Below are 23,522 nucleotides of genomic sequence, written 5' to 3' on the forward strand. Positions count from 1 at the left end.
CCCGCTCCCCGGCTCATCCCTCCCGCCCGGCCCTGACCAGGCGCACGTGCGTGACCGCCGGTGAGCTCACGAGCTCGACGCACGTGAAGCCCGTCGGTCCGCCGCCGAGGTCGTCGAACAGCCGCTCGCCCGCGCCGAGGAAGAGCGGGACGACCGCCAGGTGCAGCTCGTCGACGCGGTCGGCGCGCAGGTAGAGCTGGACCGTGCGGGCGCCGCCGCCGAGCCGGACGTCGCGGCCGCCCGCGAGGTCGGACGCGAGGTCGAGCGCCGCGTCGGGGTCGTCGACGAAGTGGAACGTCGTCCCGCCCTCCATCGTCAGGGCGGGGCGCGGGTGGTGCGTCAGGACGACCACCGGGTGGTGGAACGGCGGGTTCGGCCCCCACCAGCCGCGCCACGACTCGTCGGGCCACGGGCCGCGCACCGGACCGAACATGTTCCGGCCCATGAGCGTCGCGCCGATCCCCGTCTCGCCGCGGCGCACGAAGTCGTCGTCCACGCCCCGCTCGCGCGTGGTGTCGCCGTCGCGTCCCTCGCCGCCGTGGAACGAGGGCGTCGCGAACTGCCAGTCGTGCAGGCGCTCGCCGCCGACGCCGAGCGGGTGCTCCCGGCCCTGGTGCGGGCCGGCGACGTAGCCGTCGAGCGACATCGCGAGGTTGTGGACACGCAGCAGCGGCACGGGGACCTGCCTCCTCGGGGCTCGGGCGGCGGACACCGGGAAGACCGGGCAGACGCGCGGAACTCATCGGTGACCCCGGCTGCGCGACACCCGGGCACCGGGATCACCCGGTCCGCCGGTCGCCGCCGTCTCCCCGCGGTCCTCGCCGCGGCCCGCTCAGGCGAGCTCGGCCCGGCGCCGCACGAGGAACGCCCGCTCGCCCTGGTTGGCGCACCGGTCCAGCGCCGCCTCGTACGCCGCGACCGCCTCGCCGCCGCGACCGAGCCGGCGCAGCAGGTCGGCGCGGACCGCGTGGAAGACGTGGAACGTCGTGAGCCCGAGCGGGTCGACGGCCGCGAGCGCGACCTCCGGGCCCTCGACCTCCGCGAGCGCGACCGCCCGGTTGAGCGCGACGACGGGTGAGCCCGTGAGCGCGAGCAGGTGGTCGTAGAGCGCGAGCACCTGCGCCCAGTCGGTCGAGGCGACGTCCGGCGCGTCGGCGTGCACCGCCTGGATCGCCGCCTGCAGCTGGTACGGCCCGGGGCGCCCGCGGCGCAGGCACCACCGGACGAGCTCCTGCCCCTCGGCGACGAGCGCCTGGTCCCACCGGCTCCGGTCCTGCTCCGCGAGGGGGACGAGCGAGCCGTCGGGCGCGGTCCGGGCGGCGCGGCGGGAGTCGACGAGCAGGAGCAGCGCGAGCAGGCCCGCGACCTCCTCCTCGTCGGGCATGAGCTCGGCGAGCAGCCGGGCGAGCCGGACCGCCTCCGCGCACAGGTCGGCCCGCACGAGGGCGTCGCCCGCGCTCGCGGTGTGCCCCTCGGTGAACACGAGGTACACGACCGCGAGCACCGCGCGGAGCCGGTCGGGCAGCTCCGCGTCGTCGGGGACCCGGTACGGGATGCGGGCGTCGCGGATCTTGCCCTTGGCGCGCACGAGCCGCTGCGCCATCGTCTGCTCCTCGACGAGGAACGCGCGGGCGATCTCGGCGGTCGTGAGCCCGCCGACCATCCGCAGCGTGAGCGCGACGCGCGCCGCCGGGGAGAGCGCGGGGTGGCAGCAGGTGAACACCAGGCGGAGCCGGTCGTCGCGCACGGGGCCCTCCTCGACGGGCTCGGACGGGGCGTGCAGGAGGGCGGCCTGCGCGTGCCGGTCCGCGCGGCTCGACTCGCGCCGGATCCGGTCGATGGCCCTGCGGCGCGCGGTCGTGAGGATCCAGCCCGCCGGGCTGGGCGGGAGGCCGGTCACGGGCCAGCGCTCGACGGCGGTGGCGAACGCGTCCTGCACCGCGTCCTCGGCGAGGTCCAGGTCGCCGAGGACGCGGGTCAGGACGGCCACGGCCCGCGCGTGCTCCTCGCGGAACACGCGCTCGACGTCCGCGAGGCCGATCGTGGTCATGCGGCGGTCAGCGCCCCTGCGCGAACTGGAAGGGGCGGACCTCCACGGGGAGCGTGGTCGCCTGCGCCATCCGGCGACCCCAGTCGAGCGCCACGTCGAGGTCCGGCACGTCGATGACCGTGAGGCCGCCGAGGTGCTCCTTGCCCTCGAGGTACGGGCCGTCGGTCACGAGCACGTCGTCGTCCTTCGCCCGCAGGACCGTCGCGGTGCTCGCGTCGTGCAGGCCGCCCGTGAACAGCCAGACCCCGGCGGCACGGAGCTCGGCGTCGAGCGCCTCGACCGCCGCCATGATCGGCGCGAAGACCTCCGGCTCGGGCGGCGGGCCGTCGGGCTGCATCACGCTGAGGAGGTACTGCGTCATGGGAACCCCTCCTTGGGGATCTCGGCCGGCCCTGCGCCGGCCTCTCACCTTCTACACGAACGGCCGGCCCCGAGATCGACGTGCGGCGACCGATGAGTTCTCGCCCGGAATCAGGTCGACCCGTGTCGGTGGGGGCGAGCACACTGGTCGCTCCCCCGCCCGCGCCGCACCACCGGCGCGTGCGCTCTGCGCGACGCCGCGCGTCCCCGTTCCTCCCCAGCGACAGGTGTGACTTGTGACCGAGACCCGGACCGAACCGGCCCCGCACGCCCTACCGGGCGCCTCCGGGCCCACCGACCCGTCCGACCCCGCCCCCGACCGGATGACGGCCCGCGACCGCACCGCGGTCTCGCTGCTCCTCGTGTCGGCGTTCGTCGTCATCCTCAACGAGACCGTCATGGGGGTCGCGCTCCCGCGGCTCATGGAGGACCTCGCCATCACGGCGAGCGCCGCCCAGTGGGTCACGACCGCGTTCATGCTCACGATGGCCGTGGTCATCCCGATCACGGGCTTCGTGCTGCAGCGCACGACGACGCGCGCGGCGTTCCTCGCGGCGATGGGCCTGTTCAGCATCGGGACGCTCGTCTGCGCGCTCGCGCCCGGGTTCGAGGTGCTCCTGCTCGGCCGGGTCGTGCAGGCGGGCGGGACGGCGATCATGATGCCGCTGCTCATGACGACCGTCATGACCGTCACCCCGCCCGCGAGCCGCGGTCGCACGATGGGCAACATCTCCGTCGTCATCTCGGTCGCCCCGGCGCTCGGCCCGACGATCTCCGGCGTGGTGCTCAGCGTCCTCGACTGGCGGTGGCTGTTCGGCCTCGTGCTCCCGATCGCCGTGGGCGCGCTCGCGCTCGGGGCGGCGCGCCTGGTCAACCTCACGACGCCGCGCGAGGCCCGCATCGACGTGCTCTCGGTGATCCTGTCGGCGCTCGCGTTCGGCGGGATCGTGTACGGCCTGAGCCGCGTCGGCGAGTCGGCGGCGGGCGGCGGGGCGGGCGAGGCGTGGACCGCGCTGGGAGTCGGGCTCGTGACGCTCGCGCTGTTCGTCGCGCGCCAGCTCGTGCTCCAGCGGACCGACGCGGCGCTGCTCGACCTGCGCACGTTCCGCTCCCCGGTGTTCACCGTCGCGATCGTGCTCATGGCGATCAGCATGATGTCGCTGTTCGGCACGATCATCCTGCTGCCGCTCTACGCGCAGCAGGTGCTGGGCCTCGAGGCGCTGCAGACGGGCCTGCTCATGCTGCCGGGCGGCCTGCTCATGGGGTTCCTGGCCCCCTCGGTGGGGCGCGCGTACGACCGGTTCGGGCCGCGCGTGCTGCTCGTGCCGGGCGCGACGATCGTCAGCGTCGCCGCGTGGCTGCTCGCGACGCTCGGGGAGCAGAGCTCGCCGTGGCTGCTGCTGACCGGGCACGTCGTGCTCAGCATCGGGCTCGCGCTCATGTTCACGCCGCTGTTCACCGCGTCGCTCGGCTCGCTCACGCCGAACCTGTACTCGCACGGCAGCGCGATGGTCGGCACCGTCCAGCAGGTCGCGGGCGCCGCGGGGACAGCGCTGTTCGTCACCGTGCTCACCGCGCAGGCGGCGTCGCTCACCGAGACCGGGGCGGGACCCGTCACGGCGATGGCGGGCGGGGTGCACGCCGCGTTCCTCGTCGGTGCCGTGATCTCGGTCCTGGCGATCCCGGCGGCGTTCGCGGTGCGCGTGCCGAAGACCGACCGGGGAGCGGTGGACGCCGGGTCGGCACCCGTCGGGGCGCACTGACCGGGACCCGGACGTAGCAGACGTAGCGGACGCCACCCGTGTGCGGTGCGTCACGGTTCCCGCTCGGGAGCCGTGACGCGCTTGCTCCGGGTGGCGTCCGTCTGCCTACGGTGGGGTCACCGACGTGCCACCGACCGGGGGGAGCTGCGCCGTCGTGCGACGCCTCATCCCTGCGCTGGTCCTCGCGGCCGGCGCCCTCGTCCTCGTCGTGGTCCTGCTCGCAGGGCCGCTCTCGCCGAGCCAGGAGCCCGAGCCGACGGCCGCGGCACCCGCCACCTCCGCCGCACCCCAGCGCGTCAGCACCGTCCTGTCGAGCGAGTTCGAGGACGGCACCGACGGCTGGGAGGGGCTCGGGACCGCCGAGGTCACGACGCGCGAGGGCGACGCCCGCAGCGGCGCGTCGAGCCTGCTCGTGAGCGGGCGGACGGAGGCGTGGAACGGTGCCCTGCTCGGGCTCGAGGGGGTCCTGACCGCCGGGACGGAGCACACGCTCTCCGTGTGGGTCCGCCTCGCGCCGGGTTCCGGGGGTGCGGAGCCGGCCGCCGGGGACTCAGGCGACGACGACTCCGGCGAGTCCGGCGAGTCCGGCGAGTCCGGCGAGTCCGGCGAGTCCGGCGACGAGGCTGCCGCCGGCGGCGGGGCCGACGAGCTCCAGCTCACCGTCCGGCGCGACGCCGACGGCGAGCGCGTCTACGACCACCTCGTGCACACGCCCGTCGGCACCGACGCCTGGGTCGAGCTGCGCACCGCGTACACGCTGCCCGAGGGCTCGGAGCACCCGGAGCTCTACGTCGAGTCGACCGGCACGCTCGCCGACGTGCTCGTCGACGACGTGACCGTGACCAAGGAGGCACCCCCCGTGCAGACCGACGTCCCCGCGCTGCGCGACGCCCTCGCGGGCGACTTCCCGGTCGGCACCGCGGTCGGGCGCCAGGACCTCGACGGCGCGCCCGCGGAGCTCCTGACCCGGCACTTCTCGACCATCACGCCCGAGAACGCGCTCAAGCCCACGAGCCTGCAGCCCCACGAGGGCGAGTTCACGTTCGAGCAGGCCGACCAGGTGCTCGACTTCGCCGTCGAGCACGGGCTCGCCGTGCACGGTCACACCCTCGTGTGGCACCGCTCGACGCCGGACTGGTTCTTCCGGGCCGCCGACGGGCGGGAGCTGGGGCAGAGCCCCGAGGACCAGGCGCTGCTGCTCGCGCGGCTCGAGGCGCACGTCCGGACGGTCGCGGACCACCTCCGGGAGCGCTACGGCGACGCGAACCCGGTCCGCACGTGGGACGTCGTCAACGAGGCCATCGACCCCGAGGAGGACGACGGCCTGCGCCGCAACCAGTGGTACGCGGTGCTCGGCCCCGAGTACGTCGCGCACGCGTTCCGGATCGCCCGCGAGGCCTTCGGCCCCGACACGGTGCTGTACCTCAACGACTACGGGACCGAGGGAGCGGCGAAGCGGCGGGCCGCGGCGGACGTGGTGCGGAGGCTGCTCGACGAGGGCGTGCCGGTCGACGGGGTGGGCCACCAGATGCACGTGAACCTCGGCGTCCCCGTCTCGCGCATCGAGGACACGATCGCGACGTTCGAGGACCTCGGCGTCCGGCAGGCCGTCACCGAGCTCGACGTCGCGATCGCGGAGTCGCCCGACGAGGCGCTCGACCACACCCCGCGCGAGCGGCTCGACGAGCAGGGCCGGTACTACCAGGACCTGCTCGCCGCGTTCCGGCGCCACCCCGGCGCCGTCTCGTCGCTGAGCGTCTGGGGGCTCTACGATGCGCGGAGCTGGCTGCGCGCCTGGCCGACCGAACGCCCCTACGAGGCGCCCCTGCTGTTCGACGGGGACCTGCAGGCGAAGCCGGCGTACTGGGGTCTCGTCGACCCCGCGCGGCTGGACTGAGGCCGGGGCAGCCCCCCGAGGGCGTGCACCGACCCGCCCGGGTCCCCCGGACGTCAGGCGGGCGTCCCGTCCCGGGCGAGCCCCGCGGCCTCGCGCGTGCGCCGGTTCGCGTGCGGCGACCAGCGCGGCACCGTGACCCCGAGCGCGACGGCCGCGAGGAGCGCCAGCCCGCCCGTCGCGGCCACGCCGAGCGCGAGGCTGCCGAGCGCCGCTCCCCCGGCGACGACGAGCGGACCGGCGGCGACGCCGGAGTCCTGCAGGAGCCGCCACGCCCCCAGGAACTGCGACCGGGCAGCCGGCGGCGCGACGTCCGCGCCGAGGGTCATGAGCAGCCCCGAGCCGATGCCGTTGCCGAGACCCAGCGCCATCGCGGCGACCGCGAGCGCGGGCAGCGTGCCGGCGAGCGGCAGGAGCAGCAGCGCGACGCCCATCACCAGCATCGACGGGATCGCGACCCACAGCCGCCCGCGCCGGTCCATGACGTGGCCCGCGGGGTAGAAGAGCAGCATGTCGACCGCGCCGGAGAGCCCGAAGACGAGGCTCGTGGTGGCCGGCGCGAGCCCGAGGTGCTCGGACCACAGCGGCAGCACGACCTGGCGGGCGCCTCGCACCGCGCCGACGAGGAGCACCCCGACACCCAGGGACGTCAGGACGCGCCGGTGCTGGCGCAGCACCGCGCGCACCGGGACCCGGGCCGCGGTGCGCCGCCGCACCGTCTCGGCCCCCGCGGCGTCCGGCACCGCGAGCACGACGGCACCGGCGAGCAGCGCGGTGGCCACCGCGAGGCCGAACGCCGCGGACGTCCCGCCGAGGTGCACCGCGAGCGCCCCGGCGAACGGCCCCAGGAACAGCCCGATGCGGCTGACGCCGCCGAGCGTCGACAGCGCCCGGGCACGGGTCTCGACCGGGGTGATCTCCGTGAGGTACGACTGCCGGGCCAGCTGGTAGACCGACGCCGTCGCACCGGTCCCGAGCACGGACACGGCGAGCACGAGCAGGTCCTGGGACAGCGCCGCGCCCGTGAGCGTGAGCGCCGCGACGCCCGAGGCGACGAGCATCGCCCGGCGGTCGCCGACGCGCGCCGCGAGCCAGCCCGCGGGCACGTCGCCGAGGATCTGGCCGACGCCGACCATCGCGGCGAGCAACCCGGCGAGCGCGAGCGACGCGCCGCGCTGGGACGCGGTCACGGCGACCATCGGCACGGCCGCCCCGATGCCCACCTGGAAGACGAGCGCGGGCAGGTACACCCCGGCGAGCGACCGGCGGTCGAGAAAGGCCGGCGCGCGGCGGGTGGTGCTCATCACCCGTCAGTCTCGCCCGGCACCCCGCCGGTCGCAGCGCGGTGGCGCCGGTCGCGAGCACGCCGCGTCGCTGCCCGGCGCCGGTGATGCACGCCACCCGGCACCGGCGTCGCACCCCGCCCGGCGCCGGTGTCGCACGCCACCCGGCACCGGCGTCGCACACCCCGGACGCGCGGCGCCCCGGGCTCAGCGCGGCAGCCGCAGGACCGCGCGCGCGCCCCCGAGCGCTGCGTCCCCGAGCTCCACGTCGCCGCCGTTCTCGCGCGCGACCTCGCGCGCGATGGCGAGCCCGAGGCCGCTGCCGCCCGCCTCGCGCTCGCGGGCGTCGTCGAGCCGCACGAAGCGCTCGAAGACGCGCTCGCGGTCCGGCGCGGGGATGCCGGCGCCGTCGTCCTCCACGGTGACCGCGCCGTCCACCACCGTGACCGCGACGTGCCCCGCCGCGTGCCGCACGGCGTTGTCGAGCAGGTTGCGCACGACGCGCAGCGCCGCCGCGGGGTCGGCGTGCGCGCGGCCGGCGCCGGTGACGGTGAGGCGCACGTCGGTGCGCGCCGCGACCGCACCCGACGCCTCGGCAGCGCCCCGCACGACGTCGAGGAGGTCGAGCTCGACGCGCTCGGCGCGCGTCGAGCCGACCCGTGCGAGCAGCAGGAGGTCGTCGACGAGCGCCTGCATGCGCAGCACCTCGCCCTCGAGGTCCTCGGCGAGCTCGGCGCCGCTGTAGGCGTCGGGGTGCGCACGGGCCACCTCGATCGACGTCCGCAGGGACGCGAGCGGCGAGCGCAGCTCGTGCGCGGCGTCGCCCACGAACGTGCGCTGCCGCGCGGCGGCGACCTCGAGCCGGTCGAGCATCTCGTTGAGCGTGCGTGTCAGGGCACCGAGCTCGTCGTGCGCGCGCCGGACGGGCAGCGAGCCCGGGCCCCCGGTGCGGGCGACCTGCGCGGCCGCCTGCCGGAGCTGCTCGACGGGGTGCAGCGCACGCCCGAGGACCGTCCAGATCACGACCGCGAGCAGCGCGGTGAGGACCGGGACGACGCCGACGAGCGCGAGCCGGAGGGCGTCGAGCAGCCCGCGCACCTCCGCGAGCGGCACGGTCGCGACGACCGTCACGGGGGAGCCCCGGTAGGTCTCGGCGAGGACGGCGACCCGGGCGTCCCCGTCGTAGGCGCTGCGGTCGGTCCCGGTGACGACGACGTCGCCGGTCGCGGCCGCCTCCGAGCGCAGGCCCCGCACCGCGTCCGGCGGCAGCACCGGGAGCGTGCGGCTGGCGTTCGGGGAGGACGCGACGACCGCGCCGTCCGCGTCGAGGAGCTGGACGAGCTCGCCCGGCTCGCCGACCGGGAGCGCCTCGGGCAGCCGGTCGTCGCCCACGAGCGTGGCCACCGTGAGGGCGCGGTCGCGCGCGATGTAGTCGAGCGCGTCGACGCGGCTCACCGAGAGCACGTTCGTGAGGATGAGCGCGCCGGCGGCGAGGCCCGCGCACAGCACGCCCGAGGTCAGCAGGGTGAGCCGGAGGCGCAGCGACCAGCGCCCGGGCCCGCGGGCCGGCGCAGGCTCGGCCCCAGGTGCCCTCGTCCCCGTCATCCGGCCGCGCGGTACCCCGCACCGCGCACGGTCGCGACGACGTCCCGCCCGAGCTTGCGCCGCAGGTACCCGACGTAGACCTCGACGACGTTGAGGTCCTCCCCCGACCCGTCCCACACGTGGTCGCGCAGCTCGACCTTGCCGACGACCCGGTCGGCGTGCCGCATGAGGTACTCGAGCAGCGCGGTCTCGCGGGTCGTGAGCGCGACGACCTCGCCCGCGCGGGTCACGACGCGCGTCGCAGGGTCGAGCACCACGTCGCCGACCTGCAGGACCGCCGGCCGGGCGTGCGCAGGGCGGCGCACGAGCGCGCGCAGCCGGGCCACGAGCACCACGAAGGAGAACGGCTTCGTCAGGTAGTCGTCGGCCCCCACGTCGAGGCCGTCGGCGACGTCGTGCTCGCCGTCCTTCGCGCTCAGGAGCAGCACAGGCGTCCAGACGCCCAGCGCACGCAGGTCCGTGACGACGTCGTAGCCGTTGCGGCGCGGCAGCATGATGTCGAGCACGATCGCGTCGTACTCGTTCTCGGTCGCGAGGTGCAGCCCGGTCGCGCCGTCGAACGCGACGTCGACCGCGAAGCCCTCCGCCGTGAGCCCGCGGTGCAGGGCGCGCACGAGCCCGCGTTCGTCGTCGACCACCAGGACCCGCACAGGAGGAGCATCCCACCGCCCGCCCCCCGGGTCCCCACCGCCGGGCTTCAGCCCCTCTCAGCGCGCCCTCAGCCACCGGGGCGCACAGTGGAGCCATGACCGAGACGACCGAGCCCTCGAGCACCCCCCGCTCCTTCTCCCAGCGCGCCCGCTGGGCCGTCCCGGCGGTCGCCGCCGTGGCCGTCGCCGGCGCGTTCGTCGCACCCCCGCTGCTCGCCTCCGCGGGCGCCGAGGGCCTGCCCGACGTGACCCCGGCCGAGCTCATCAGCTCCGTCGCCGCCGCCGAGCCCGTCCCGATGAGCGGCACGCTCGTCTACACCGCGCGCCTCGGGCTCCCCGAGATCCCGTTCGGCGAGGTCGGCGGCGCGGACCCGATCGCGCTGCTCGGCGGCAGCTCGACGCTGCGCGTGTGGACCGACGGGTCGGAGCGCTCGCGCGTCTCGCTGCTCGGGTCGGTCTCCGAGTACTCGGTCGTGCGTGACGGCGCCGAGGCGTGGACCTACTCGAGCTCCGACGAGGAGGTCGTGCACTACGCGCTGAGCGCCGAGGACCAGGCCCGCTACGACGCGCTCGCCGAGCAGGCGCGCGCCGGGACGCTCCCCGAGGTCGCCGGCGAGCTGCCGACGCCCGACGAGGTCGCCGGGCACGTCCTGGCGCAGGCCGAGCAGTTCTCGTCGGTGACGCTCGACTCCGAGCTCACCGTCGCCGGGCGGGACGCGTACCAGCTCGTCGTGACGCCGAAGGCCGGCGCGGAGACGCTGATCGCCCGCACCGTGGTCGCGGTCGACGCGGAGACGTCGACGCCGCTGCGCGTGCAGGTGTGGAGCACGCAGGACGAGGACGCCCCGGCGCTCGAGGTCGGCTTCACCGACGTCGCGTTCGAGGCACCCGACGACGCGGTGCTCGCGTTCTCCGCCCCGGCGGGTGCGAGCGTCAAGGACGTCGAGGTCCCGCTGCCGAGCGCCGCGGACCTCGCCCAGGTGCCGTCCGCGAAGGACGCGCAGGAGCTGCCCCCGGGCGTCACGGTCACGGGCACCGGCTGGGAGTCGGTCACCGAGGTCACCGGGCTCGACGTCGCGAACCTCGTCGCGGGCGACCCGGCCGCGCTCACGAGCGTCCCGGGCGCGGGGAAGAGCTTCGGCTCCGAGAGCGCGCAGGACCTCATCCAGGAGTTCGCGCCGACCGACGAGAACGGCCAGCACGGCGTGCCGGACCTCGACACGAGCGCGCTCTACGACCAGCTCACGACCGAGGTCCCCGAGGGCCGGCTGCTGAGCTCGTCGCTGCTGAGCGTGCTCGTGACGACCGACGGGCGCGTCTTCGCCGGGGCCGTTCCCGCGGACGTCCTGCGCGGGATGGCGTGACGGGGACGACCGTGGCGTCCGACGTGACCGCGACGGCGGGCAGCGCACAGCTGCCCGCCGTCGGCGGCACGCCCGGCGACCACGACCTCGCGGTGCGGACCGACGGCCTGACCAAGCGCTTCCGCTCGGGTCAGGTCGCGGTCGACGGCATCGGGCTGCGCGTGCCGCGCGGCTCGGTGTACGGGTTCCTCGGCCCGAACGGCTCGGGCAAGACGACGACGATCCGGATGCTGCTCGGCCTCGTGCGGCCGACGAGCGGGCGGGCGTGGCTGCTCGACGGCGCGATGCCGGAGGCGGGCGCCACGGTGCTCCCCCGCGTCGGTGCGCTCGTCGAGGGACCCGCGTTCCACCCCTACCTCACCGGGCGGGCCAACCTCGCCCGCCTCGACGCGAGCGACGCGACGGCCGACCCGCGCACGTCCCGCCGGCGCAGCGAGGACGCGCTCGAGCGCGTCGGGCTCTCCGCTGCCGCCGCGAAGCCGTACCGGCAGTACTCGCTCGGGATGAAGCAGCGCCTCGGGCTCGCCGCCGCGCTGCTGCGCCCCCGCGAGCTGCTCGTGCTCGACGAGCCGACCAACGGGCTCGACCCGCAGGGCACACGCGAGGTCCGCCACCTCGTGCGCGAGCTCGCCGACGCCGGCACGACCGTGCTCGTCTCCTCGCACCTGCTCGCCGAGATCGAGCAGGTGTGCACGCACATCGGGATCATGAGCCGGGGCCACCTGCTGCTGCAGGGCGAGCGCCAGGCGCTGACCGACCGCGGCACCGCGCACGTGGGCGTCACGACGTCGCTCGCGCACGTCGGCGCCGTCGCGGAGGTCCTGACGGGCCTCGGGCTCACCGAGGTCACGACCGACGGGCCGACCCTGCGCGCGCTGCTCGCGAGCACGCCGCCCGAGAAGATCTCGGCGGCGATCGTGCACGCAGGGCTCGACCTCGTGGGCCTCGAGGTCACGCGCCCGAGCCTCGAGCAGGTCTTCGTGGAGCTGACCGGGGAGGGCTTCGATGTCGCACGCTGAGGCCCTCGGGCTCGTCGACCCGCCCGCCGCCGCACCGGCCGCGGCGCCCGTCTCGGTCGCGCACCGGCGCGGCGCGTGGGCACGGCTGATGCGCAGCGAGCTGCGGCTCGTCTTCGGCCGGCGCCGCAACCAGGTCCTGCTCGCCGGGCTCGCCGCCGTCCCGCTGCTGCTCGGCACCGTGCTGCTCGTGACGCAGGACTCCGCGCTCGGCGGGCAGGGTCCCGGCTTCGTGGGGCGCGTGACGGGCAACGGGCTGTTCCTCGTGGTCGCCGCGCTGTTCCTGTGCCTGCCGTTCCTGCTGCCGCTCACCATCGGCATCGCGTCGGGCGACGCCGTCGCGGGCGAGGCGTCCGCGGGGACGCTGCGCTACCTGCTGACCGTGCCCGTCTCGCGGACGCGGCTGCTCGGCGTCAAGGCGCTCGGCGCGCTCGCGTTCGCGGGTGCGGCGGTCCTCGCGATCGCGGTGGTCGCGTTCCTGACGGGTGCGGCGTACTTCGGCCTCGACGACATGGCGCTGCTGTCGGGGTCGACGATCCCGCTCGGCACCGGCATCGGGCGCATGGCCGGTGTCGTCGCGTACGTCGCCCTCTCCATGACGGGGCTCGTGGCCGTCGGGCTGTTCCTCTCGACGCTCACCGAGGTGCCGGTCGGGGCCATGGCGGCCACCGTCGTCGTCGCGATCGTCTCGGCGGTGCTCGACACCCTCCCGCAGCTCTCCGCGATCCACGGCGGGCTGCTCACGCACCACTGGCTCGACTTCGCGGAGTTCCTGCGCGTCGAGGTCGGCTGGGACGTGCTCGCGCAGGGGCTCGCGGTGCAGGGCGCGTGGGTCGTCGTGTTCGGCTCGCTCGCGTGGGCCCGGTTCACGACGGCCGACGTCTCGTCCTGACGCCGGCACGCGGCGGCCCGCGGGTCGGCCCCGGCGGCTGCGGGGCGAGCGCGCTCCTCGCCCGGTGGCCGGTCGGGGCCGCCGCCGGGCCTCACGCGTCGAGGTCGGTCACGACCGCGTAGTGGTCCGACGGCAGCACGCCGTCGACCTCCGCCGCGCCCGCGAGCACGCTCCCGTGCGCGCGGACCGGGCCCCCCGGGCTTCCCGGGCGTGCGTACACGTGGTCGATCCGGCGGTCGATCTGCTTGACGGCCTCGAGGGGTGCGAACGGCACCGCGGAGCTGAGCGTCACGGCGTCCGGGTCCCCTCCGCCCGCGGTCCACAGGTCCGTCGCGACCGCGTCGAGCGGCGCGAGCTCGGGCGCGCCCGGGCCGGCGTTGAGGTCGCCCAGGAGCAGCACGGGGAGGTCGCCGTCGAGGCCCGGGTCCGTGAGCAGGCCCGCGAGCGCCCGGGTCTGCGCGAGGTGGTCGTCCGCGCGGTCGACCTCCCACTCGGTGCACGCGACGACCACGTGCAGCGGGCCCACGGGGTGGTCGAGAGTCGCGACGAGCGCGGCGGGCGGCTCCCGGTGCTGCGCCGGGAGCACGTGCCGGGCGACCTCGCGGACCGGCCAGCGGCTCACGAGCCCGACGCCCATCTCGACGCCCACCTGCTCGGGGTGCTCGGCCGGCTCGGGCACGGGCGGGACCGAGATCGGCACGAACGCGGCGTGCTGCCCGAGGCGAGCGGCGAGCACGTCGGCCTGCGAGCGCCCGTCCGCACGCCAGGCCTCCTGGAGCCCGAGCACGTCCGGACGGACCGCCTCGACGACCGCCCCGATCGCCTCCTGGCGTGCCCGCCACGCCGGACCGCCGAAGCGCCACCACACGTTCCACGTCATGAGCCGCACCCGCCCACCGTAGGAACGCCGGCCCGCCGGAGGAAGGTGCGGCGGGTGCGAGGTCCGGAACCCGCCAGGCCCGCGGCGTGCCGGGCGGGGGTCCCGGGCTGCGCGGTGGCCGGGCTGCGGGGTAGCCGGGCTGCGCGCCGTCCGGGCTGCGCGGGTTCCGGGCTGCGCGGTGTCGGTGGGCGCCGGTAGACAGGGGGCGACGGAGCGCGCGTCCACGGGAGGCCCGCGGCGCGCGCACCAGCCCGACGACGAGGAGCACGCCCATGCCGGTCCGCTGGTACTCCGTGGTGGTCGACTGCACCGACCTGCGGGCGCAGTCCGCGTGGTGGGCGCAGGTGCTCGACTGGGTCGTCGCCTACGAGGACGACGAGGAGTCGATGATCGTGCCGCCGCACGCGCTCGACGGGGCGCGGGACGTCCCGGTCGAGGAGCGGGGACCCGGTCTGTGCTTCGTGCAGGTCCCCGAGCGCAAGCAGGTCAAGAACCGCCTGCACCTCGACCTCGCGCCCCGCGCCGGCGAGGACCAGGCCGAGGCGGTCGAGCGGCTGCTCGCGCTCGGCGCGACGCGGGCCGACGTGGGGCAGGCCGGCGACGTCTCGTGGGTCGTGCTCGCCGATCCCGAGGGCAACGAGTTCTGCGTGCTGAGCCCGCGCGACTGAGCCGTGTTCGAGGGCTTCGCGGAGGACCGGGTCCCCGCCCGTGACGTGGACCTGCTCGTGCGTCACGGCGGGAGCGGCCCCGCGGTGCTGCTGCTGCACGGCCACCCGCGCACGTCCGCCACGTGGCACCGCGTCGCGCCCCTGCTCGTCGACCGCGGGTTCACGGTCGTGTGCCCGGACCTGCCCGGGTACGGGCGCTCCGGGAAGCCGCGTCCCGCGCCGGGGCACGAGCCGCACGCCAAGCGTGCGGTCGCGGAGCGGCTGCTCACGGTGATGCGGGCGCTCGGGCACGAGCGGTTCTGCGTCGCCGGGCACGACCGCGGCAGCTACTCCGCGCTGCGCCTCGCGCTGGACCACCCGGGCGTCGTGGACCGCGTCGCACTGCTCGACTGCCTGCCGATCAGCGAGCACCTCGCGCGCGCGGACGCCCGGTTCGCGACCGCCTGGTGGCACTGGTTCTTCTACGCCCAGCCCGAGCTCCCGGAGCGGGTGATCACCGCGGACCCGGACGCCTGGTACCGCGGCGACCCCGAGGTCATGGGGCACGAGAACCACGCCGAGTGGCGCGCGGCGGTGCGGGACCCCGAGGTCGTGCGCGGCATGCTCGAGGACTACCGCGCCGGGCTCACGGTGGACCGGCGCGACGAGGAGGCCGACCGGGCCGCGCGGCGCGGGGTCGAGCCGCCGCTGCTCGTGCTGTGGTCGACGCGCGACGACCTCGAGCAGCTCTACGGGGACCCACTGGGGATCTGGCGGGACTGGGCGCGCGACGTCCGGGGTCACGGCATCGACTCGGGGCACCACGTGGCCGAGGAGGCGCCCGGCCCGCTGGCCGCGGCGCTCGCCGCGTTCTTCGGCGCCCGTTGAACCGACGCGGGATCCTTGACGTGCAGGTATTTACCTGCATAACGTGAATCGTGACCGACGACGGGGACGACGTGTTCAAGGCGCTCGCCGACCGCACCCGCCGCCTGCTGCTCGACCGGCTGCACGAGCGGAACGGTCAGACCCTCGGCGAGCTCGCCGACGGCACCGGGATGGCGCGGCAGTCCGTGACGCAGCACCTCGACCTGCTCGAGGCCGCGAACCTCGTCAGCACCGTGCGGCAGGGCAGGACCCGGCTGCACTACCTCAACCCGGTCCCCCTCCACGAGCTCCAGGAGCGGTGGATCGACAAGTTCGAGCGCCCGCGCCTGCGGGCCCTCAGCGACCTACGACGACGAGCGGAGGACGCCATGGCCGAGACGCCGGCGTTCGTGTACGTGACCTACATCGACGCGACCCCGGAGCGGGTCTGGGAGGCGCTCACCGACGCCGACCTGACCGCGCGGTACTGGGGCCACAGCAACGTGTCCGACTGGCAGGTCGGCTCGGGCTGGGAGCACCGGCGCACCGACGGCAGCGGGACCGCCGACGTCGTCGGCACGGTGCTCGAGAGCGAGCCCCCGCACCGGCTCGTGACGACGTGGGCGCTGCCGGGCGCGGACCTCGTCGAGGGCTCCTCGCGCGTCACGTTCGACGTCGCGCGCTACGGCACGATCACCCGGCTCACGGTCACGCACGTCGACCTGACCGAGGAGGACCGCCGCGAGGCGGCGTCCGGCTGGGCCGCGGTGCTGTCCAACCTCAAGACGTTCGTCGAGACCGGGCGGACGCTCTCCGAGGTGCCGTGGGCGCGGGACCGCACGTGAGCCCGGGGCCCGCACGCGGCGGCCCGCCCGACCGCGACGGCTACGAGCTCGAGTTCGAGGACACCTTCGAGGGCCCCGACCTCGACCCCGCCCGGTGGGTCCCGCACTACCTCCCGCAGTGGAGCTCGCGCGCGGCGTCGGCCGCCCGGTACGCGCTCGGGGACGGCACCCTGCGGCTCCGGGTCGAGGAGGACCAGCCGCCGTGGTGCCCCGACCTCGACGGGCAGCTACGCGTGTCCTCGCTCCAGACGGGGGTGCTCTCGGGCCCCGTCGGCAGCCGCGTCGGGCAGCACCGGTTCCACCCCGACGCGGTCGTGCGGGAGGCGCAGGAGGAGCAGCGGCTCTGGACCCCGCAGTACGGCTGGGTCGAGATGCGCGCCCGTGCGACCGACGACCCCGCGGCGATGGTCGCGCTGTGGATGATCGGCGTCGAGGACTCCCCCGAGCGCTCGGCGGAGATCTGCGTCGCGGAGATCTTCGGCCGGGACGTCCGCCCCGACCGGGCGCTCGTCGGGATGGGCGTGCACCCGTTCGGCGACCCCACGATCGTGGACGAGTTCGCCGCGCAGCCCGTCGCGATCGACGCGCGCGAGGCGCACACCTACGCGGTCGACTGGACGCCCGAGCACGTGGACTTCCTCGTCGACGGCGTGCACGTCACGCGCGTCGCGCAGTCCCCCGCGTACCCGATGCAGCTCATGCTGAACGTGTACGCGTTCCCGGCGGCCGACGGCGGCCCGCCGCCCGGGCCGTGGCCCAAGGACTTCGTCGTCGAGCACGTGCGCGGGTACCGGCGGGCGGACGGGCCGAGCGGGCTGACGGGCGGAGCAGGCTGACGGGCGGAGCAGGCTGACCGTCACGTGAACGAGCAGCGCCCACCCGCCCGCCGGCCCCGACCGGTCAGCCTCGCGACCGGCGCGCGGTGACGAGCAGGTACTCCCAGTCCATGACCGTCGCGCCGTCCGCCTGGCGCGCGTGGCCGGCGGCGAGGGCCGCGAGCGCCTCGTCGAGCTCCGCGGCCCGCTCGGCGTCGTCCCCGATCGCGCGGTACACCGCGATCGTCGGGCCGTAGCACGCCTTGAAGAAGTCCCGGAAGTCCTCGGGGGCCGCGAACCGGTCCACCGTGAGCGTGCGTCGCTCGACCACCACGTCGTCCACCCCGTCGCCGAGCAGCGCCCGCACGTGCTCCTCGCGCCCCCACAGCGGAGGCGGCTGCGCGCCGGGCGGGGACGCCGGCGCGTAGGGCTTCATCGTCGCGAACATCTGCCCGACGAAGCCCTCGGGCGTCCAGCTGAGCACCCCGACGCGACCACCGGGACGGACGACGCGCACGAGCTCGTCCGCCGCCCGGGAGTGGTGCGGCGCGAACATGATCCCGATGCACGAGAGCGCGACGTCGAACTCGCCGTCGGCGAACGGCAGCGCCTCGGCATCGGCCTCGCGCCACTCGACGTCGAGCCCGCGACCGTCCGCCGCGCGCCGGCCCGCCTCGAGCAGCGCCGGGGTCAGGTCCGAAGCGACCACCCGCGCGCCCGCGAGCGCCGCGGGCAGCGACGCGTTCCCCGACCCGGCCGCGACGTCGAGCACCCGCTCCCCCGGCCCGACCCGCAACGCGTCCACGAGCGCGGGCCCGAGGCCGCCGACGACCTCGCTCGCGACCGCCGGGTAGTCACCGAGCGCCCACATCGCCCGGTGCCGGGCCTTGAGCGCGCGGTCCGCGTCCGTCGCGTCGACGATCTCCGTCATATCCGTCCTCCTCGTCGGTGCCCCCGCACGCCGGGCGGGGGTCACCTGTGCGGAGCCCGGGGCAGGACCGCAGATACCGAGGGCGTCGTCGAGCGCGTGCGCGGTACCGCCGGGCGGACGGCCCGAGCCGGCTCCTACGAGGGTCGGCGTCAGCGCGAACGACGCAGGCGCGGGACGGCGGCCCGCGCGCGCTCCCCCACCACGTCCAGGAGCAGCCCGACGGCGCTCCCGAGCATGAACACGTCCTTCGCGAGACCGATGCCCTCCTGGCTGGGCCGGATGCCGTCCTCGCGCGTCATGCCCGGCGTCTTGAGGTACAGCCCGACGAGACCGCCCGAGAACCCGGCGAGGCCCGCCGCAGCAAGGCCCGTCGGGACGACCGGGAGCAGGAGTGCGGCACCGAGCGCGATCTCCGCGGCCGAGAGCGCCCGGACGAACGTCCGCGGGTCGACGTCGGCGAGGAACGGGTAGGCCTGTGCGGCCATGCCGTGCAGGCCCGCGGCCGTCTCCGCGTCGACGCCCCGCTTGCCGAGCCCGGAGTCGAGGACGTACGCACCGATCGCCACCCGGGCCGGAAGGTGTCGCAGCCTGACCGATCCCATGGGTGCCTCCCGAGTCCGCGCGACGGCCGAGACACCACCGTACGGCGCGGTCCCGGCCCCCCGCCCGGCGAGCGACCCGGGTCCGGGCGGGTGGCCCCGGGTCCCGGCGGGTGCCCCGCGTCCGGGCGGGTGCCCCGCGTCCGGGCGGGTGCCCCGCGCCGCGGGCTCCCCCGACGCCGGACGGAGGGCGTCGGCCCGTCACCTCCGGCCCGGCACCCAACGTTCCGGCACGCTGGGACGTTGACGTGGGGGACAGCGCGACGCCGTGCGCGCTCGGGGAAGGGGTCGACGTGGCGCAGTGGTCCGATCTGCTCGAGGAGGTCGTGCGTACCCGGCGGGTGGCCCTCGTCGGGTACGCCTGCCTCCTCACGCTCGACCGCCGGCAGGCCGACGACCTGGTCCAGGAGGCGCTGGTCCGCACCTTCGCGCGCCGCCGCTCCCTGAGCGACGTGCACGACGCCGAGGCGTACGTGCGCAGCGCGATGCGGACGGCGTTCCTCGACGACCTGCGCCGTCGCCGCACGCGCACCGACAAGGCGCACCTGCTCCGCGAGGCGGACACCCGCCGGTCGCCGGACGAGACCGCGGTGACCGGGGTCGACGTCCGGTCCGCGCTGGCCGCGCTGCCGGCACGCGAGCGGGCGTGCATCGTGCTCCGGTACATCGACGACCTCACGGTGGCCGACGTCGCCGCAGGCCTCGGGGTGAGCCAGGGCGCGGTCAAGCGGTACCTGTCCGACGGCACGAAGACCCTGCGGGCGGTCCTCGGGGACGACGCCGTGTCCTGGCCCGCCGAGGGAGACGAGCCGACGGTGCCCGTCGCCGCGCGTCACGAGAGGAGCGGGCGATGACCCGGGACCTGCGCTCGCTGCTCGAGGAGTTCGGGGACGACGAGGGGCGCGCCGTCGTGCAGGCCTCGCCGGACCCCACCACGCAGGCACGCACCCTCGCGGCGCGCGTGCGCCGGCGCTGGGCGCTCTGGGGCTCGGGCGCCGCCGTCGCGGCCGTCGCGCTCGCCGTCGGCGGGTCCGCCCTCCTGGACGGGCTCCCCGACCGCAAGCAGGCGCTCCCGGCAGTGTCCCCCACCCCGTCCACGACCCGGTCGGCCGCACCTACGCCGACCCCGACATCGACCCCGACACCGACGGCGGTGCAGCCGACCGCCACGCCGGACCCGCCGGTGACGCCCGAGCCGCCCGTCACCCCGGTGCTCGAGCTCGGGCCGGGCGGCAGCGTGGCCGGCTTCGGGCCGGACGCCGACGCCGCTCCGGTCGTCGCGCACCTCAGCGAGCTCTTCGGCGGACCGCCGCAGGACGAGAGCGGGACCGAGGTGCAGGGACTCGTCACGGCGAGCGGGTTCGCGTGCTCGACGAACCGCCGGCCGGGCGCCTACCTCTCCTGGGGAGACTTCGCCCTGATCGTGCGCACCGACGACGACGCGCGCACCCCCGTGCCGCCGTACGTGGCGGGCTGGGTCACCCCGAGCTACCTCACGGACCTCAGCGTCCCGCCTCGGGACGACCTCACGACCGTGGACCTCCGGACCGCCGAGGGCGTACGTCGGGGCGACCCGCTCAGCACGCTGCAGGCGGCCTACCCGGGGCTCCGAGGGCCGCTGTCGGCCGGGCCCGGTCCGGAGGTCCGGCTCTGGTTCACCGAGCAGGGCGACCGCGAGGGCATCCGTTTCATGACGGACGTGGTCGACGGCGCCGCGGAGCACGTGGTCACGTCGCTGAGCGGCGGGTACTCGTGCGGCGAGTGACGGCGCGCGAGCGGCGGGGACGGTCGCTCGCGTGCAGGCACCGCGCGCGGGGAGCAGGCTGGTGCCATGGACGAGCTGCTGAGCCTGCACCGGGTCAACGCCGAACGCTTCTCCCGACTGGTCCACCGCGTGGGGCCGCCTGACGACCCGGCGTGGCAGCGGTCCACGCCGTGCAGCGAGTGGACGGTGCGCGACCTCGTGAACCACCTGACGTCCGAGCAGCTGTGGGCGCCCGAGCTCCTCGCGGGCCGGACCGTTGCCGAGGTGGGCGACCGCTTCGACGGCGACGTGCTCGGCGCGGACCCGGTCGCCGCCTGGGACGCCGCGGTCGCCGCCTCGCTCGCGGCGTTCGAGGAGCCGGGCGCGCTGGGCCGGACCGTCGACCTCAGCCGGGGGCCCACCGCGGCGCACGACTACCTCGACGAGATGCTCACCGACCTCGCGGTGCACGGCTGGGACCTCGCGCGCGGGCTCGGCGTCGAGGACGACATGGATCCCGCGACCGTCGACCGGCTGCTCGTCGAGTGGTCCGACCGCACGGACGAGCTCGGTCCCGGGCCGGTGTTCGCCGGGCCGCTCGACGTGCAGGACGACGCCGACCAGCAGACGCGGCTCCTCGCGCTGTTCGGCCGCCGGGCCTGACGAGGACGTCCGCCGGCCGACCGGAGCCGCCCGCCGCGCCGGCCGGGTCGCCCCCCGGGTCGGCCCGGCCGGCCACCGTCGAGCGCCGGCTCGCCCGGGACCGCCGCGCTCGTCGCGCTGGCGTCAGCCCTCGTCGAGCGCCGACGGCTTGTGCACGGCCTCCCGACCCGTCTTGTCGCTGCGCACGAGGTACTGCGGCTCGTCCTTCGACGCGCGGACGGTGCGCCCGGCCGCCTCGGTGTCCTCGGTGATCTTCTTCTCGACCTTCCCCTCCACGGTCGAGCCGTGGCTGCGCCACGTCACCTCGTCGCCCTTGTGCAGGTCGTCGCCCATCGCGTGCTCCCCTCGTCGGCAGAACCCCAGCCTCGACCGCGCCACGGCCGGGCGCCACCGCGGGAGCCGCCCGCCGGCAGCCCCCGCGCGCGTAGCGGCCCCGTGCCCCGTCGGCACCGGACCCTCGTCCCAGGGCGGCCGCGCAGGTGCGCCGCTAGTGTCGGGCCGACCGGGAAGACACGTGCGAGCGCAGCAGCGGGGGTCCCCATGGCGGGCATCTGGCGAGTGAAGACCGTGGAGCAGTCGATCGCCGAGACCGACGAGCCGGGCCACCGGCTCAAGCGCACCCTCCGGGCGTGGGACCTCGTGGTGTTCGGCGTCGGCGTGATCATCGGCACCGGCATCTTCGTGCTCACGGGTCAGCAGGCCGCGACCAACGCCGGTCCCGCGGTCGTCCTGTCGTTCCTGCTCGCCGGGATCACGTGCGGTCTCGCGGCGCTCTGCTACGCCGAGCTCGCCTCGACGGTGCCGGTCGCCGGCAGCGCGTACACGTTCTCCTACGCGACGCTCGGCGAGCTCGTGGCCTGGATCATCGGGTGGGACCTGCTGCTCGAGCTCATGCTCGGCGCCGCGGTCGTCGCGCGCGGCTGGTCGGCGTACCTCGCGTCGCTGTTCGACCTGCCGCCGTGGCTCGCGGGCGACGCGGCACGGCCGGACTTCGCGGCGATCGCGATCGTCGTCGTGCTGGCGCTGCTGCTGATCCGGGGCTCGAAGACGTCGAGCCGGTTCACGGGCGTGCTCGTCGTGATCAAGGTCGCGGTCGTGCTGTTCGTGATCGGCCTCGGCGCGATGTACGTCGACACCGCCAACTACTCGCCGTTCGTCCCGCCCGCGCAGGCGGCGGAGGGCACGGGCGGCAGCGTGCTGCACCAGCCGATCGTGCAGGCGTTCCTCGGGCTCGAGCCGACCCACTTCGGCGCGTTCGGGGTCGTCGCCGCGGCCTCGGTCGTGTTCTTCGCGTACATCGGCTTCGACATCGTCGCCACGACCGCCGAGGAGACGCAGAACCCGCAGCGCGACATGCCGCGCGGCATCCTCGGCTCGCTCGCGATCTGCACGGTGCTCTACATGGCCGTGGCGTTCGTCCTCACCGGGATGGTGCCGTACGGCGACCTCAACACCGGCGCCCCGCTCGCCGAGGCGTTCGAGGCGGTCGGCATCACCTGGGCGGCGCGGCTCATCGCGCTCGGCGCCGTCGCGGGCATCACGAGCGTGATCCTCGTGCTCATGCTGGGCCAGACGCGCGTGCTCTTCGCGATGTCGCGCGACCACCTGCTGCCGCCGTCGCTCGCGCGCGTCCACCCGCGGTTCGGCACGCCGTGGCTCATCACCGTGGTGGTCGCGGGCGCGGTCGCGGTCCTCGCGGGCTTCGTGCCGCTCTCGGCGCTGTCCGAGCTCGTGAGCATCGGGACGCTGTTCGCGTTCGTCGTGGTGTGCCTCGGCGTGCTCGTGCTGCGCCGCACGCGCCCCGACCTGCCGCGCGCGTTCCGGACCCCCGGGGCGCCGGTGATCCCGATCCTCGGGGTGGTGGCGTGCGGCTGGCTCATGATCAACCTGCCGCTCGAGACGTGGCTGCGGTTCCTCGTGTGGATGGTCGTCGGGCTCGTGATCTACGTGCTGTACGGCCGTCGCCACAGCCGGCTCGGGCGGAGCCTGGCGGGAGCGTCCACGACGGGCGCCCCGAGCACGACGGGCGCCGGCACGGTCGGCGGCGGCGCGGCGCCGGTCCCCGGCGAGGGTGAGCGCCCCGCACGCTGAGCGCCGTCGCGCGTCGCCCGGCGACGGCGGGCAGCCGCACGACGACCGCGTGTCAGGGCCCCGGCGTACCGTCGGTCCATGGCCACCTGGGCGGACGTGCGCCGCTGCGCCGGGACGCTGCCGGAGACGACCGAGCAGCCCGAGCGCCACTGGGCCGTGCGCGGCCGGGCGTTCGTGTTCGAGCGCCCGTTGCGCGCCGCGGACCTGGCCGCGCTCGGCGGTCGCGCACCGGCGGAGGCCCCGCTCGGGGCATGGGTCGAGGACCTGGGCGCGAAGGAGGCGCTGCTCGCGAGCGAGCCCGAGGTCTGGTTCACCACGCCGCACTTCGACGGCTACCCGCTCGTGCTGGGGCGGCTCGACGCCCTCGACCCCCAGGAGCTCGCCGAGGTCGTGACGGACGCGTGGCTCGCGCGCGCCCCCGTGACGCTGCGCCGGCGGTGGCTCGCCGAGAACCCGCCCGCGTCGCCGTGAGCCGCGGTCCGGTCCCGGGCGCCGACCCGTCGCCGCGCCCCCGGAGCCGGTCCCGGCGAGGATCGGAGGGAGTCGGCAGGCGACGGACGGAG

The 23,522-nt window shown here is 75.9% G+C and carries 24 protein-coding genes; 14 read left to right on the top strand and 10 right to left on the bottom strand.

The window, feature by feature from the left end; translation table 11 throughout:
* Positions 1–13: 13 nt before the first annotated feature.
* From AB6N24_RS04170 to AB6N24_RS04180, 3 genes are all read right to left on the bottom strand, one after another.
* Complete coding sequence (locus AB6N24_RS04170; protein WP_412868158.1) at positions 14–676, bottom strand: dihydrofolate reductase family protein; 663 nt, start codon at positions 674–676, stop codon at positions 14–16.
* Positions 677–832: 156 nt separating this feature from the next.
* Entirely contained in the window at positions 833–2,050 is a 1,218-nt protein-coding gene (locus AB6N24_RS04175; protein ID WP_412868159.1) for an RNA polymerase sigma factor, read from the bottom strand.
* A gap of 7 nt (positions 2,051–2,057) precedes the next feature.
* The gene (locus tag AB6N24_RS04180; protein ID WP_412868160.1) at positions 2,058–2,411 is read right to left on the bottom strand and encodes a YciI family protein; all 354 of its coding nucleotides are present in this window, start codon (positions 2,409–2,411) and stop codon (positions 2,058–2,060) included.
* Positions 2,412–2,733: 322 nt separating this feature from the next.
* On the opposite strand from AB6N24_RS04180, the gene AB6N24_RS04185 reads away from it, so the two are divergent.
* Together AB6N24_RS04185 and AB6N24_RS04190 are read left to right on the top strand one after the other, a co-directional pair.
* Entirely contained in the window at positions 2,734–4,173 is a 1,440-nt protein-coding gene (locus AB6N24_RS04185; protein WP_412868190.1) for an MDR family MFS transporter, read from the top strand.
* A 154-nt stretch (positions 4,174–4,327) separates the two neighbouring features.
* On the top strand, positions 4,328–6,070 hold the full coding sequence (locus AB6N24_RS04190; protein ID WP_412868161.1) for an endo-1,4-beta-xylanase: 1,743 nt from the start codon (positions 4,328–4,330) through the stop codon (positions 6,068–6,070).
* A 53-nt stretch (positions 6,071–6,123) separates the two neighbouring features.
* Here AB6N24_RS04190 and AB6N24_RS04195 read toward each other — a convergent pair whose 3' ends face one another.
* From AB6N24_RS04195 to AB6N24_RS04205, 3 genes are all read right to left on the bottom strand, one after another.
* Positions 6,124–7,371 carry an MFS transporter gene (locus tag AB6N24_RS04195; RefSeq protein ID WP_412868162.1) on the bottom strand — a complete coding sequence of 416 codons (1,248 nt, stop codon included), beginning with the start codon at positions 7,369–7,371 and terminating at the stop codon, positions 6,124–6,126.
* A gap of 186 nt (positions 7,372–7,557) precedes the next feature.
* On the bottom strand, positions 7,558–8,955 hold the full coding sequence (locus tag AB6N24_RS04200; protein WP_412868163.1) for an ATP-binding protein: 1,398 nt from the start codon (positions 8,953–8,955) through the stop codon (positions 7,558–7,560).
* Positions 8,952–9,605, bottom strand: a complete 654-nt coding sequence (locus tag AB6N24_RS04205) for a response regulator transcription factor (protein ID WP_034629455.1) — start codon at positions 9,603–9,605, stop codon at positions 8,952–8,954. Before AB6N24_RS04205 ends, AB6N24_RS04200 begins: the two co-directional genes overlap by 4 nt.
* Before the next feature lie 95 nt (positions 9,606–9,700).
* On the opposite strand from AB6N24_RS04205, the gene AB6N24_RS04210 reads away from it, so the two are divergent.
* The 3 genes from AB6N24_RS04210 to AB6N24_RS04220 are packed head-to-tail and all read left to right on the top strand — an operon-like array spanning position 9,701 to position 12,877.
* Entirely contained in the window at positions 9,701–10,969 is a 1,269-nt protein-coding gene (locus AB6N24_RS04210; RefSeq protein ID WP_412868164.1) for a LolA family protein, read from the top strand.
* A gap of 50 nt (positions 10,970–11,019) precedes the next feature.
* Positions 11,020–11,988, top strand: a complete 969-nt coding sequence (locus tag AB6N24_RS04215) for an ABC transporter ATP-binding protein (RefSeq protein WP_412868191.1) — start codon at positions 11,020–11,022, stop codon at positions 11,986–11,988.
* The gene (locus tag AB6N24_RS04220; protein ID WP_412868165.1) at positions 11,975–12,877 is read left to right on the top strand and encodes an ABC transporter permease; all 903 of its coding nucleotides are present in this window, start codon (positions 11,975–11,977) and stop codon (positions 12,875–12,877) included. Before AB6N24_RS04215 ends, AB6N24_RS04220 begins: the two co-directional genes overlap by 14 nt.
* A 91-nt stretch (positions 12,878–12,968) precedes the next feature.
* On the opposite strand, the gene AB6N24_RS04225 is transcribed toward AB6N24_RS04220, so the two are convergent.
* Positions 12,969–13,757: an endonuclease/exonuclease/phosphatase family protein gene (locus tag AB6N24_RS04225; RefSeq protein ID WP_412868192.1), complete on the bottom strand. Its 789-nt coding sequence runs from the start codon at positions 13,755–13,757 to the stop codon at positions 12,969–12,971.
* 272 nt (positions 13,758–14,029) lie between these two features.
* Here AB6N24_RS04225 and AB6N24_RS04230 point away from each other — a divergent pair, with 272 nt between their 5' ends.
* From AB6N24_RS04230 to AB6N24_RS04245, 4 genes are read left to right on the top strand one after another with little or no spacing between them, the layout of a single operon-like run.
* Complete coding sequence (locus tag AB6N24_RS04230; protein WP_412868166.1) at positions 14,030–14,425, top strand: VOC family protein; 396 nt, start codon at positions 14,030–14,032, stop codon at positions 14,423–14,425.
* Between the two features lie 3 nt (positions 14,426–14,428).
* Complete coding sequence (locus AB6N24_RS04235) at positions 14,429–15,292, top strand: alpha/beta hydrolase (protein ID WP_412868167.1); 864 nt, start codon at positions 14,429–14,431, stop codon at positions 15,290–15,292.
* A gap of 50 nt (positions 15,293–15,342) precedes the next feature.
* Entirely contained in the window at positions 15,343–16,116 is a 774-nt protein-coding gene (locus tag AB6N24_RS04240; protein ID WP_412868168.1) for an ArsR/SmtB family transcription factor, read from the top strand.
* Positions 16,113–16,952: a glycoside hydrolase family 16 protein gene (locus AB6N24_RS04245; protein ID WP_412868169.1), complete on the top strand. Its 840-nt coding sequence runs from the start codon at positions 16,113–16,115 to the stop codon at positions 16,950–16,952. The genes AB6N24_RS04240 and AB6N24_RS04245 overlap by 4 nt, the downstream gene beginning before the upstream one ends.
* A gap of 64 nt (positions 16,953–17,016) precedes the next feature.
* On the opposite strand, the gene AB6N24_RS04250 is transcribed toward AB6N24_RS04245, so the two are convergent.
* On the bottom strand, positions 17,017–17,862 hold the full coding sequence (locus tag AB6N24_RS04250; RefSeq protein ID WP_412868170.1) for a class I SAM-dependent methyltransferase: 846 nt from the start codon (positions 17,860–17,862) through the stop codon (positions 17,017–17,019).
* A gap of 149 nt (positions 17,863–18,011) precedes the next feature.
* Positions 18,012–18,428: a hypothetical protein gene (locus AB6N24_RS04255; RefSeq protein ID WP_412868171.1), complete on the bottom strand. Its 417-nt coding sequence runs from the start codon at positions 18,426–18,428 to the stop codon at positions 18,012–18,014.
* Between the two features lie 326 nt (positions 18,429–18,754).
* Between AB6N24_RS04255 and AB6N24_RS04260 the strand changes: the two genes are divergently transcribed.
* The 3 genes from AB6N24_RS04260 to AB6N24_RS04270 all read left to right on the top strand — a co-directional run bounded on the left by AB6N24_RS04260 (position 18,755) and on the right by AB6N24_RS04270 (position 20,868).
* Positions 18,755–19,315 carry a sigma-70 family RNA polymerase sigma factor gene (locus AB6N24_RS04260; protein ID WP_412868172.1) on the top strand — a complete coding sequence of 187 codons (561 nt, stop codon included), beginning with the start codon at positions 18,755–18,757 and terminating at the stop codon, positions 19,313–19,315.
* The gene (locus tag AB6N24_RS04265; RefSeq protein ID WP_412868173.1) at positions 19,312–20,226 is read left to right on the top strand and encodes a hypothetical protein; all 915 of its coding nucleotides are present in this window, start codon (positions 19,312–19,314) and stop codon (positions 20,224–20,226) included. The genes AB6N24_RS04260 and AB6N24_RS04265 overlap by 4 nt, the downstream gene beginning before the upstream one ends.
* A gap of 66 nt (positions 20,227–20,292) precedes the next feature.
* Positions 20,293–20,868 (top strand): TIGR03086 family metal-binding protein, encoded by a 576-nt coding sequence (locus tag AB6N24_RS04270; RefSeq protein ID WP_412868174.1) that lies wholly within the window; start codon positions 20,293–20,295, stop codon positions 20,866–20,868.
* 123 nt (positions 20,869–20,991) lie between these two features.
* Here AB6N24_RS04270 and AB6N24_RS04275 read toward each other — a convergent pair whose 3' ends face one another.
* Positions 20,992–21,201: a hypervirulence associated TUDOR domain-containing protein gene (locus AB6N24_RS04275; RefSeq protein WP_412868175.1), complete on the bottom strand. Its 210-nt coding sequence runs from the start codon at positions 21,199–21,201 to the stop codon at positions 20,992–20,994.
* Between the two features lie 207 nt (positions 21,202–21,408).
* On the opposite strand from AB6N24_RS04275, the gene AB6N24_RS04280 reads away from it, so the two are divergent.
* Positions 21,409–22,959 (top strand): amino acid permease, encoded by a 1,551-nt coding sequence (locus tag AB6N24_RS04280; RefSeq protein WP_412868176.1) that lies wholly within the window; start codon positions 21,409–21,411, stop codon positions 22,957–22,959.
* 78 nt (positions 22,960–23,037) lie between these two features.
* Positions 23,038–23,430, top strand: a complete 393-nt coding sequence (locus tag AB6N24_RS04285; RefSeq protein ID WP_412868177.1) for an MmcQ/YjbR family DNA-binding protein — start codon at positions 23,038–23,040, stop codon at positions 23,428–23,430.
* Positions 23,431–23,522: the final 92 nt, after the last annotated feature.

Origin of the sequence: Cellulomonas jepli (assembly GCF_047229345.1) — a bacterium.
In the GTDB taxonomy this organism is placed as follows: Bacteria; Actinomycetota; Actinomycetes; order Actinomycetales; family Cellulomonadaceae; genus Cellulomonas_A.